This is a genomic window from Halonotius pteroides (assembly GCF_003605635.1).
GTDB classification, from domain to species: domain Archaea; phylum Halobacteriota; class Halobacteria; order Halobacteriales; family Haloferacaceae; genus Halonotius; species Halonotius pteroides.
Genome location: NZ_QMDW01000018.1, coordinates 37,535 through 47,639 on the forward strand (window position 1 = coordinate 37,535; position 10,105 = coordinate 47,639).

At 59.6% G+C, this 10,105-nt stretch carries 12 protein-coding genes; 8 read left to right on the plus strand and 4 right to left on the minus strand.

Annotation, left to right across the window (positions count from 1 at the left end):
- Positions 1–3 precede the first annotated feature (3 nt).
- Positions 4–1,068 carry a M42 family metallopeptidase gene (locus DP106_RS11525; protein WP_120085440.1) on the minus strand — a complete coding sequence of 355 codons (1,065 nt, stop codon included), beginning with the start codon at positions 1,066–1,068 and terminating at the stop codon, positions 4–6.
- A 104-nt stretch (positions 1,069–1,172) separates the two neighbouring features.
- On the opposite strand from DP106_RS11525, the gene DP106_RS11530 reads away from it, so the two are divergent.
- From DP106_RS11530 to DP106_RS11550, 5 genes are all read left to right on the plus strand, one after another.
- Positions 1,173–2,120: a zinc-dependent metalloprotease gene (locus DP106_RS11530; protein ID WP_120085442.1), complete on the plus strand. Its 948-nt coding sequence runs from the start codon at positions 1,173–1,175 to the stop codon at positions 2,118–2,120.
- A gap of 76 nt (positions 2,121–2,196) precedes the next feature.
- Complete coding sequence (locus DP106_RS11535; RefSeq protein ID WP_120085444.1) at positions 2,197–2,481, plus strand: acylphosphatase; 285 nt, start codon at positions 2,197–2,199, stop codon at positions 2,479–2,481.
- A gap of 80 nt (positions 2,482–2,561) precedes the next feature.
- The gene (locus DP106_RS11540; protein WP_120085446.1) at positions 2,562–3,674 is read left to right on the plus strand and encodes a glycosyltransferase family protein; all 1,113 of its coding nucleotides are present in this window, start codon (positions 2,562–2,564) and stop codon (positions 3,672–3,674) included.
- Positions 3,675–3,710: 36 nt separating this feature from the next.
- Positions 3,711–4,196 (plus strand): DUF7109 family protein, encoded by a 486-nt coding sequence (locus DP106_RS11545; protein WP_120085448.1) that lies wholly within the window; start codon positions 3,711–3,713, stop codon positions 4,194–4,196.
- A gap of 24 nt (positions 4,197–4,220) precedes the next feature.
- Positions 4,221–4,820 (plus strand): NUDIX hydrolase, encoded by a 600-nt coding sequence (locus DP106_RS11550; protein WP_120085450.1) that lies wholly within the window; start codon positions 4,221–4,223, stop codon positions 4,818–4,820.
- On the opposite strand, the gene DP106_RS11555 is transcribed toward DP106_RS11550, so the two are convergent.
- The 3 genes from DP106_RS11555 to DP106_RS15895 all read right to left on the minus strand — a co-directional run bounded on the left by DP106_RS11555 (position 4,821) and on the right by DP106_RS15895 (position 6,053).
- Complete coding sequence (locus DP106_RS11555; RefSeq protein ID WP_120085451.1) at positions 4,821–5,144, minus strand: PadR family transcriptional regulator; 324 nt, start codon at positions 5,142–5,144, stop codon at positions 4,821–4,823.
- A 280-nt stretch (positions 5,145–5,424) separates the two neighbouring features.
- Positions 5,425–5,898: an Hsp20/alpha crystallin family protein gene (locus tag DP106_RS11560; protein ID WP_120085453.1), complete on the minus strand. Its 474-nt coding sequence runs from the start codon at positions 5,896–5,898 to the stop codon at positions 5,425–5,427.
- Entirely contained in the window at positions 5,895–6,053 is a 159-nt protein-coding gene (locus DP106_RS15895; RefSeq protein WP_165857880.1) for a DUF7559 family protein, read from the minus strand. Before DP106_RS15895 ends, DP106_RS11560 begins: the two co-directional genes overlap by 4 nt.
- A gap of 112 nt (positions 6,054–6,165) precedes the next feature.
- Between DP106_RS15895 and DP106_RS11565 the strand changes: the two genes are divergently transcribed.
- Genes DP106_RS11565 through DP106_RS11575 form a run of 3 tightly spaced genes read left to right on the plus strand, consistent with a single transcriptional unit; the run spans position 6,166 to position 9,919 of the window.
- On the plus strand, positions 6,166–7,893 hold the full coding sequence (locus DP106_RS11565; RefSeq protein WP_120085455.1) for a radical SAM protein: 1,728 nt from the start codon (positions 6,166–6,168) through the stop codon (positions 7,891–7,893).
- Positions 7,893–8,597: a YkgJ family cysteine cluster protein gene (locus DP106_RS11570; protein WP_120085457.1), complete on the plus strand. Its 705-nt coding sequence runs from the start codon at positions 7,893–7,895 to the stop codon at positions 8,595–8,597. Before DP106_RS11565 ends, DP106_RS11570 begins: the two co-directional genes overlap by 1 nt.
- A 53-nt stretch (positions 8,598–8,650) precedes the next feature.
- The gene (locus tag DP106_RS11575; RefSeq protein ID WP_120085459.1) at positions 8,651–9,919 is read left to right on the plus strand and encodes a hypothetical protein; all 1,269 of its coding nucleotides are present in this window, start codon (positions 8,651–8,653) and stop codon (positions 9,917–9,919) included.
- Positions 9,920–10,105: the final 186 nt, after the last annotated feature.

The window sequence follows — 10,105 nt, forward strand, 5'->3', positions numbered from 1 at the left end:
CGGTTAGATATCGACTGCAAAGGAGTCAATCTCGTCGGCCCGCGTCGCGATCGCGCCGAGAAGCGCAGCGACCGCATCCAGATCCTTGGTGTCGATCACCTCGACCGGGGTGTGCATATACCGGTTCGGCAGCCCGATGTTGAGCGACGGGATGCCGCCACGGCTCGTATAGAAGCCGTCGGCGTCGGTACCGGTGCGGGTGCCGGTAGCTTGGAGCTGGATCTCAATATCGTCGGCGTCGGCGGCTGAGCGAGCGAGGTCGACGACGCGCGGATGATTCGCGCTGCCACGGGAGACGACCGGCCCCTCGCCCAACTCGACGGGGCCCTGCTTGTCGCCCGGCACATCGGGATTGTCGGTCGCATGTGTCACGTCGACAGCAATGGCGGCGTCAGGATCGAGATCGAAGCCGACCATCTGGGCTCCCTTGATGCCGAGTTCCTCCTGAACCGTGCTAACCGCATACACCGTTGGGTCGACATCGGCTTCGACCGCCCGGCGCAGCCCTTCGGCCGCACTCCACGTCCCGATCCGGTTGTCCATCCCACGGGCCGTGAGTCGGCTGCCCTGGAGCTCATACAGCTCACTGGAGAACGTGATCGGATCGCCAACCTCGACCAGTTCGGCGGCCTCGTCGCCGTCGGTCGCGCCGATATCGATGAACTGCTCGGCGATATCCGGGTACTCCTCCCCCCCAGTGTCCCGGAGATGGATCGCCGTCTGGCCGACAACGCCCTGTACCGAACCCTCGCCGGTGTGGATCGTGACATGTTGGCCCTGCGAGACCGTCCGGTCGGAGCCACCGATCCGGCTCATCCGGATGAACCCGTTGTCGTCGATATCCCGAACCATGAAGCCGATCTCGTCGGCGTGGCCGCTGAAGGCGACCTCGGGGCCCTCGCCGCTCCCCTCGTGGACGGCGACCGCGTTGCCGTAGTCATCGGTCGTGACCTCGTCGGCAAACTCCTCGACGTAATCAACCCAGACGCGTTGGCCGTCGGTTTCGAACCCCGAGGGGCTGGCCGTCGTCAGCAGCGATTCAAGAAACTCCCGGTGGGACTCCTGCATGCTATTTTGCAGCGGCAGCAGGCGTATCAACGTCACGGTTAGGGCCCCCACGCGGCGGTTGGTGGACGCACAAGGACTTTACTCGCCGCCACCCCAGCAGAAGTATGAATCTCTTTCGCAGCGCCCAAGCGGTCGCCGACGCTGACGGCGGCGAGGTTATCGACTGGGGAAGCGTCGCCGAGGCGGCCAAGGCGTCGACGCCGGCCGGCGATCTCACGCTCTCGTCCGAGGAGCAGGCCGGCTTTCGGGCTGACGTGCGGGACGCCCGCGACCGGTTGCGTGCGGCCGGTGGCGTCGATTTCGACCTTCCGGAAACAATCGAGATCCAGCATCGCCACCACTGGATCGACGCCAACATCGAAACCTTCCGGCGGGTCGTCGACCCCTTGGAGCCGTCGACGACGGTGCTGCCGGGGGTCTCACGCACGATCAACACCGGGACGATGGCGGTCACACTCGGCTTTCTGAGCCGGAATGTCCTCGGGCAGTACGACCCACTATTGCTCGCCGACGGCGGCCACGCGCTGTACTTCGTCCGCCCAAACATCCGTCGGGTCGCCGACGAACTCGATGTGGACTACCCACGCTTCCGTCGGTGGATCGCGTTCCACGAGGTCGCCCACGCCGCGGAGTTCGGTGCCGCGCCGTGGCTGCCGGAGTATCTCGAAACCCGGATGCAGGACAGCGTCACCGCGATCTCGGCTGGCGATCTCGATCAGGCAACCTTCGAGGAGTTGACCGCCGCGATGACCGCCGTCGAGGGCTACGCCGAGTTGCTGATGGATCGCGCCTTCGACGAGGAGTACGCCGATCTGCGCGCCAAACTCGACGCTCGCCGTGGCTCCGGCGGGCCGCTAAAACAGCTGATGAGCCGGCTGCTCGGGCTGGGCCTCAAACGCGATCAGTACGAACGCGGCGCGCGCTTTTTCGAAACCGTTGCCGACGCCCGCGGGCTGGAAGCCGCCAGCGTTGTCTGGGAACGCCCGGAACACCTCCCGACGGACGCCGAGTTGGCCGAGCCGATCCAGTGGCTTGATCGGGTCGATCCCTGACCGGCAGGTGTCGTCGCGGACAGCCGGGTCGACCACGAACTGAGTATTTATCAGCATCCCAGCAAAAACGAACGGTATGTCCGACTCCGACCGTGTCCGAGCCAACGTGTTCGTCAGTGGTCGCGTCCAGGGCGTCTACTACCGCGCCAGCACCCGCGATGCCGCCCGTGAGCGCGGCGTCGACGGCTGGGTGAAAAACCTCGATGACGGCCGCGTCGAAGCCGTCTTCGAGGGCGATCAAGAACGCGTTGGGGCGATGTGTGAGTGGTGTGAAACCGGCAGCCGTGCCGCCGAGGTCGACAGCGTCGATGTCACGATGGAAACACCCGAGGGCATCGATGGCTTCGAGGTTCGGTGGTAGGCTGAGGCCGCGGTGAGAGCGTGCTGTCGACACAACACCGACCGCGGGGTCTATATCTGCACGGCCACAACACGTTGCCAATGGAGTACGTCCAAGAACGGATTACAACGCTCCACCACCTCCGGGAGACGACACCGGCCGCGCCGACCGATCGCGCCGCGGTTGTCGTCCCGATGACCGAACGGGAGTACGCCGGCCTCGCCGCCGAGGGTGTCCTGTCCGAACTGGAGGCCGTCGCTCCCAAACGCGTCGTCGTCCCGTTGCGTGCCCCCGCCGAGAAGGTCGGCCCGTTTCGGGACTGGCTCGCCGGCTTCGACCTCCCACTGGAAGTGTTGTGGTGTAACGGCCCAACGCTTGCCGACCTGCTTGCCGACAACGGGCTCAACGGCTCGGCGGGCAAAGGCCGGGACGTGTGGCTCGCGCTTGGACAGGTGCTCGATGCCGACTACGTCGTCTGTCATGATGCCGACACGAAGACGTATAACCGCTCATACGTCCCGCGGCTGTTGTTCCCGCTGGAACACGGCCATCAGTTCTCGAAAGGCTACTACGCCCGCGTCGAGAACGGACAGCTCTACGGCCGGCTGTTCCGGCTATTTTACACGCCACTTGTCCGAGCGTTAGCCGACGAGACCCCTGGTGCCGAGATCCTGCGGTATCTCGATGCGTTCCGGTACGCGTTGGCCGGCGAGTTTGCCGCCACAGGCGACCTCATCGCTACGATGCGGGTTCAGCGATCATGGGGCCTTGAGGTCGGCACACTCGGGGAGGCGTTCGCTCACGCTGGCGTCGACGGCAGCGCGCAGGTCGATCTTGGGGCCTACGAGCACGACCACCGCGCGGTCGGCGGCCCGACCGGCCTCTCTGAGATGAGCGCGGCCGTCGGCGAGGCACTGTTCCGGGTTGTCGACGAGCACGGGGTCGACATCGACTACGGAACGCTCCCCGACCGCTATCGGACGGCTGCCGAATCGCTGCGCCGACAGTACGCCGTCGACGCCGCCTACAACGATCTGGCCTACGAGCGCAACGATGAGCGCGAACAGATCGATAGCTACGCCGATGCCCTGCGTGAACCGGGGGCTGATAGCCGCCTGCCAGCGTGGAACAACGCACCGATCAGCCCCGAGGCGATCGCCGATGCGGCCGCAGCCGATTTGGCGGCGGCAACCGAGGGATCGACCACCGAGTGAGGTAGACTCAACTGTCAGCAGCGACACAAGCATGGTATGACCGCGACAGGTGACGAACTCGCCGGCGTCGTCGACCTCTTTGGCGCGCTAACGCGCGAGGAGCTCGCTCAGGCCCTCACCGAGTTGGCATTCAAACGGGGGGCAGCTGTTGACGACGCGGCCGTCACCGACGCTATCGAAACCGCGACCGGCGAGTATGTGCTCGTCGAGTATCAGCCCGCCGCAAGCGACGCAGACAACGAGTCGTTGCTGACGGTCGGGCCGGCGGCGTTTCCGACGTTGCCACCGAACGCCGAGGATCTACCCCATATTCTCGACTACGAAAAACGGGCTGTCGACCGCGACCGACTGGCCGAACAAATACAAACGCGGCTCAAAGCCGAAGCCGATGAGGCTGTTGCCGCCGATGACGCCGACCGCGCCGCGGTACTGCTGGACGTGAGCTACGACCTCGAAGCGTGGGCCAGTGTCGAGACCGACGCGATCAGAGCGTCGCTGTCGGCGGCCCTCCCGCAGGACTAAGAGGACTGCTGTGCAAAAATGCATATGGATCTGACGGGGGTAGCTCGGTATACGCCGTCGCCGATCGCCGACCCCACAACGGAGGCCGCGGTGGTCGCGCCGATCATCGAGCAGGACGGCGAACCGGCGATCCTCTTTACGAAACGCTCCGAGCAGCTCGGCGACCACCCCGGCCAGATGAGCTTTCCGGGCGGGGGTCGCGAGCCGGGCGACGCGGATCTCCAAGCCACCGCCCTCCGGGAAGCCGACGAGGAGATCGGCCTTCAGCCAAACGAGGTCGAGGTCGTCGGCCGAATCGATGACATCGAAACGGTCACCCGATACATCGTCCGCCCTTTCGTCGGTTGGATTCCAAACCGTGAGTACACCCCTGATGAGTATGAGGTCGCCGAGATCGTTCGCCTACCGGTCGCCGCGCTCATCGATCACGCAAACTACGAGTCAGAACACCGTGATCACCCCCACTACGGGCCGATCCGGATTCACTTCTTCCACGTGGCGGGGTACACCGTTTGGGGGGCGACCGGCCGCATGTTAGCACAGCTATTGGAACTCACGACCGACTGGGAGATCCCGCCGGAAGCCGACCGCGTCGTTGATGCCGACGCCGACCTCCCGGTGTAGTTACGAGTGGGTTTCAGCCTCCGGCGACGGCGGTGGGTCGCCGGCATCGATCCGTTGCACCTGCTTGGTTTCCCACATCTGCCGGTCATGGATCGCGGTCGTAGCCGTTGAGGTAAGCGTATAGGAGTTGGTTCGCTTGTCGATGGCGGCCTTTTCGACGTAGCCACTGTCGACTAACTTCCCAAGATTCTGGTAGACACGTCCGGTGTTGACATCGTCGTCGTAGTACGATTCAATCCCTTCTTTGATCCCAAGTCCGTATGGATCGTCACGACTCGCAATGACGTACAAGAGGTCTCGCTGGAACGCTGTGAGGTCTTTCATAGCTAGTGTGAGACGGATCGCTTGTGGTGGCAGTTCAATTCAACTGTGTATTGATTGTTGAGATGTAAAAGCGTATTGGCGAATTTAGCGTTTGTACGTGGCTGAAAACCGGCGACTACTGGATATTTTGTATGTGTATGTAGCACTCTGTATCGAAATGATTTATTTGAGACAACACTCCCCACGACGGCTCAACCGTGCCGTCTATCGCGGTAGGCCGCGCCTGTGCAACGAGAGAAACAACCGATATAACGACAATCCCTGCCAGCGTAGAGCGTCCTTAGGCGTCGTCTGTGTGGTTGCCGGAGGTACCGTCGTGATCTGTATCGCCGGCCTGCTCGTCGTCTTCGACGGCAACGGTATGGGCGGCGTCAGCTTTCGGGATCGTCACATGGAGGGTTCCATCCTGGGTCAGCGTTGCATCTGGGGTTGTCTCGCTGCCGGTGACACTAGCGACGTCGGGCAGCGTCGCCGTCCCCGAAAGCGTCAGCCCGCGGCCGGGGAACCGCATCTCGAAGCCCTTGTGGAACGCCCGGAAGCGGTCGATCCGCACCTCCAGTTCGCCGTCGACGAACTGCACCTGAACATCCTCGGCGGTCGCGCCTGGCGCGTCGAAGACGACGAGATATTCGGTGTCAGTCTCGAGAAGATCATATGAGAGCGGCTTGCGTGACTGCAGTTGGCTGACACCGCGGCCGACCCGTTCAAGCACCGTGTTGAGGGCCTCCCGGCCGTAGGTTTCGAGCTTTGTCATAACGTGATCTCCGAGAGGCTTGCGTTGTCGGCGCAGCACGGACAGCTGAGATCATCGACGCCGTGGTCGTCAGGCACGTCGTAGGTGTAGTGAACTTCGAACATATCGAGTTCGCAGTCCCCGTTGCCGCATTCGACTTCGACAGTTTCGGGCATACCGGTAGGGAGGATTGCCATGAAGTTAAATGACGTGACACGCTGTTGAAAGCGGCACACGTCCGTAGGCCGGATCACACGGCTTTAGCCGTTTGATGCCAAACAACACGGTATGACTCGGCCCTCGAACCTTGCGGTCACCATCGTCGACGGCTACGTCGACGAGCCGGCCCACTTCGGCGTGCCGCCCTATATCTCGACGTATCCGCGCTTTACCGCCGGCGCGCTCGTTGATGCCGGCGTCCCACAATCGCAGATCACCTACCACACGATCGATGAACTCCGCGCGGACAAACAGAACTGGAACGCCGTCGCCGACGCCGACCTGATGATCTACGTCGGCGGGATGACTGTCCCCGGCAGCTACGTCGGCGGGACACCCGCCGAGCCCGACGAGGTCACAGAACTCGCGTGGGTCGCTGAGGGCACCTCGTTGATGGGCGGTCCCGTCAAGTTTGGTGTCGGCGACGAGAACGCCGGGGCGACCGAGACCGAACGCAAGGATCTCGACTTTGACTTCGTTGCGAAAGGCGACGTTGAGGCGGCCGCCTACGATCTCGTCGACAGCGGGCTAGAGGGGTTCAACAACCGGATGCGCGACAACGACGAGCTCAGCCGCTGGGCCCCCGGCGGTGCGTTCATCGTCAAGCAACATCCGAACCATCCCGACTACCTGATCTGCGAGATGGAAACCTCTCGGGGCTGTGCCTATCGGTGTTCGTTCTGTACGGAACCGCTGTACGGAAACCCTGCCTTCCGCACCGCCGACGAGGTCGTCGACGAGGTCGACACGCTCTCGAACTACGGTGTCAAACACTTCCGACTCGGTCGGCAGGCCGATATCCTCGCCTTCGGCGGCGATGGCGAGGCCCCCAACCCCGACGCGCTTCGGCGGCTCTACACCGGGATTCGAGAGGTTGCGCCCGATCTTGAAACGCTGCACCTCGACAACATGAACCCGATCACGATCGTCAACTGGCCCGAAAAGAGCCGCGAGGGGATTCGCATCATCGCCGAGCACAACACCCCCGGCGACACCGCCGCCTTCGGGCTGGAATCCGCCGATCCCGTCGTCCAAGAGGCCAACAACCTCAACGTCACCGCCGAGGAGTGTTTTCAGGCGGTCAAGATCGTCAACGAGGAGGCCGGCTGGCGACCCGGCGAAAACCCCGCCGACGCACCGACCCACGGCGACGATGCGGCGAACCGCCTGCCGAAACTGCTGCCCGGCATCAATCTGCTGCACGGCCTGCAGGAGGAACGCCGCGCGACGTACGACCACAACCGGGCGTTCCTTCAGCGCGTTTACGATGCGGGGCTGATGCTCCGCCGGATCAACATCCGGCAGGTGATGGCCTTCGAGGGCACCGATATGTCCGACACCGGCGCGGCCATCGCCGAGGAGCACACGGAGCTGTTCAAATCATACAAACAGGAGGTGCGAGAGACCATCGACCAGCCGATGTTAGAGCGCGTTGCCCCCGCCGGCACCGTCCTCCCGGACGTCCATCTCGAATACCACGAGGACGGCCGCACGTTCGGCCGCCAGCTCGGCACCTACCCGCTTCTCGTCGGCTTCCCCGAGGAGCGACCGCTCGGCCAGACCGTCGATGCCGTCATCGTCGATCACGGCTACCGGTCGGTGACGGCGGTGCCGTACCCGCTGGATATCAACAGCGCGAGCATGACCGAACTTGAGGCGATCCCGGGCATCGGGAAACAGCGCGCCGGCGATCTCGTCGTCAATCGTCCCTACGAGACGCCCGACGCCGTCGGCGGCGAGATCGACCTCTCGGCGTTCGTCACGACCGATTCAGCGGCGAGTCAACCCTCAGACTGATGGAGAGCCTCGAAAGCGAACTCGACCGGGCACGCGACCTCGCTATCGATGACCTTGCCGACGCCATCGAGTCAATCGGCTTCGAGTGTACGCGGTGTGGAGCCTGCTGCAAGGGGTATGACCCCGACAGCGATGGCGATGGGGAGGAGAACGCAGCCGACGATGCCGACGCCACCGACCGCGAACCGCATACAGCGACCGTGTTTCCCGACGAGATTCGTGATATAGAGGCTGCCACGGACTACGACTGGCGCGATATGGCGCGGCCGATGCCGTACGGGCTCAACGGCGACGCTGGCGATCAGTCCGGCGAGACCTTCGAGTGGGCACTCCAGACCGACGCCTGCGGCGACTGCACCTTCTACGAGGAGCGCGACGACGGCACCGGCAGCTGTTCGGTGCACGACGACCGCCCGCTGATCTGTCAAACGTATCCGTTCAGCGTCGCCCTCGGCGGGACGAGTCAGCCGATGGGCGAAGCCGTTGACGGCGAGGGCATGGTTCGGGCCCACGAGTGCGAGGGCCTTGGCCGCGACATCTCGCGCGAGGAGGCCGAAGAGTTGGCCGCCGCGCTCAAGGAGCGTGCGGTCAGCGAGATAGAGGAAGCCATCAGCGTGCGGGAGAACTACGAGCCAAAGGATGTCGATGGCGTCGTCGTACACGATTCCGAGGGGCAAAAGAGACCTGACGGAGAAGTATTATAATTACCACATTATCTCGGGAAAAAATATAAACAATATCACAAGAGAAATATACTATGTCGGTAGACCAATATCATCGAAACGATGTTTTTGGGACTGTTAGAGATTTACCACTAAATTATGTCGAGCGTAAAATCGTGGATGACAGACTTCTTGACATGCTAGATAGGGATAAACACACAGTAATATATGGGAGTTCAAAACAAGGAAAAACATGTCTGAGGAAGCATTGTATTCCCGAAGAGGATCGAATAGAAGTCCATTGTAGTAATAAATGGGATCTAGAACAGTTAATGGGTGCTATTTTGAAAAAAGCAGGTTATAAAATTGAAAGGTCTGAAACAAAGACAATAACTGGGAGGTTCAAAATAATAGCCAAGTTGAAAAGCGGTTTTCTCGGTGGAGGTGGTGAAGCAGGAGTTGAAAAAAGTGAACAAAAAGTCAGAGAAAAATTGGAACTTGATCCTAGTGATGTTAATGACGTCATCCGTGCATTAGACAACATAAACTTCGACAAGTACATTATTTTGGAAGATTTTCACTACATGAGTGAAGAAACTCAAGAAGACTTTTCTGTAGCATTGAAAGCCATTCACGAAAATTCAGATCTAGTTTTTATTATTGTTGGTGTTTGGCTTGAAGAAAATCGACTGATTTCTTTGAATGGTGATCTACGAGACAGAGTGAATTCAGTAAATGCTGATAAATGGGAAGATAAAAATTTAATTGAAGTCGTTGAAAGAGGTGAAGAACACCTCAATATAGAATTTGATACAGATTTCAGACGAAAACTTGCTGAAAATTGCCATGAAAGTGTTTCTATTGTGCAAAAAACTTGTCAAAAAGCTCTCGAAAAAGAGGAGATTGAAACAACACAAAAAGATAAGAAGGTAGTGGCGGATGATACAGATGTTATTGAAATCATAACAGAAGTAGTTGACAAAAATAGTGCTAGATATGAACGTTTTCTTAGAGATTTTGCCGGAGGGTTTCAAGAAACACAGTATGATATGTATATGTGGTTGTTATATCCCGTCATTAAATCGACTCCAGAGGAATTAGAACGAGGTGTACATTACTCTGATATTCGAGAAATGATAGAAAGTGAGCATCCAGAAGGTACAGATCTCAACCCAGGAAATCTAACCCAGTCAATTACTTCAGTTTCATCTCTACAGGCAAATATCGGAATAAAACCATTTATTCTAGATTACGATAGCAATAATCGAAGGCTGAGTTCTGTTGATAAAGGCTTCTTGACTTGGATTGCAACCCAAGATGAAAACAAGTTATTAGATGATGCTGGACTCAATGAACACTTGTAATTTTGAATTATGTATGAAGTGATTTATTGATATTAAACAACAGCGGTCGTTATTCATATGAATTATCAGCTGTCGTGAGACGAGTGATACCCGAAACACCGTCAAAGCCATCGTCGAAACTGTAGAGATACTCAGTCGATCACATTGAGAAGTTCACTGTCTCCGATAGTGGAGGCTAAATCGGTA

Excerpts from the sequence above, each read along its gene's own strand:
- DP106_RS11525 (WP_120085440.1), bottom strand. The coding sequence starts at position 1,068 with ATGCAGGAGTCCCACCGGGAGTTTCTTGAATCGCTGCTGACGACGGCC.
- DP106_RS11530 (WP_120085442.1), top strand. The coding sequence starts at position 1,173 with ATGAATCTCTTTCGCAGCGCCCAAGCGGTCGCCGACGCTGACGGCGGC.
- DP106_RS11535 (WP_120085444.1), top strand. The coding sequence starts at position 2,197 with ATGTCCGACTCCGACCGTGTCCGAGCCAACGTGTTCGTCAGTGGTCGC.
- DP106_RS11540 (WP_120085446.1), top strand. The coding sequence starts at position 2,562 with ATGGAGTACGTCCAAGAACGGATTACAACGCTCCACCACCTCCGGGAG.
- DP106_RS11545 (WP_120085448.1), top strand. The coding sequence starts at position 3,711 with ATGACCGCGACAGGTGACGAACTCGCCGGCGTCGTCGACCTCTTTGGC.
- DP106_RS11550 (WP_120085450.1), top strand. The coding sequence starts at position 4,221 with ATGGATCTGACGGGGGTAGCTCGGTATACGCCGTCGCCGATCGCCGAC.
- DP106_RS11555 (WP_120085451.1), bottom strand. The coding sequence starts at position 5,144 with ATGAAAGACCTCACAGCGTTCCAGCGAGACCTCTTGTACGTCATTGCG.
- DP106_RS11560 (WP_120085453.1), bottom strand. The coding sequence starts at position 5,898 with ATGACAAAGCTCGAAACCTACGGCCGGGAGGCCCTCAACACGGTGCTT.
- DP106_RS15895 (WP_165857880.1), bottom strand. The coding sequence starts at position 6,053 with ATGCCCGAAACTGTCGAAGTCGAATGCGGCAACGGGGACTGCGAACTC.
- DP106_RS11565 (WP_120085455.1), top strand. The coding sequence starts at position 6,166 with ATGACTCGGCCCTCGAACCTTGCGGTCACCATCGTCGACGGCTACGTC.
- DP106_RS11570 (WP_120085457.1), top strand. The coding sequence starts at position 7,893 with ATGGAGAGCCTCGAAAGCGAACTCGACCGGGCACGCGACCTCGCTATC.
- DP106_RS11575 (WP_120085459.1), top strand. The coding sequence starts at position 8,651 with ATGTCGGTAGACCAATATCATCGAAACGATGTTTTTGGGACTGTTAGA.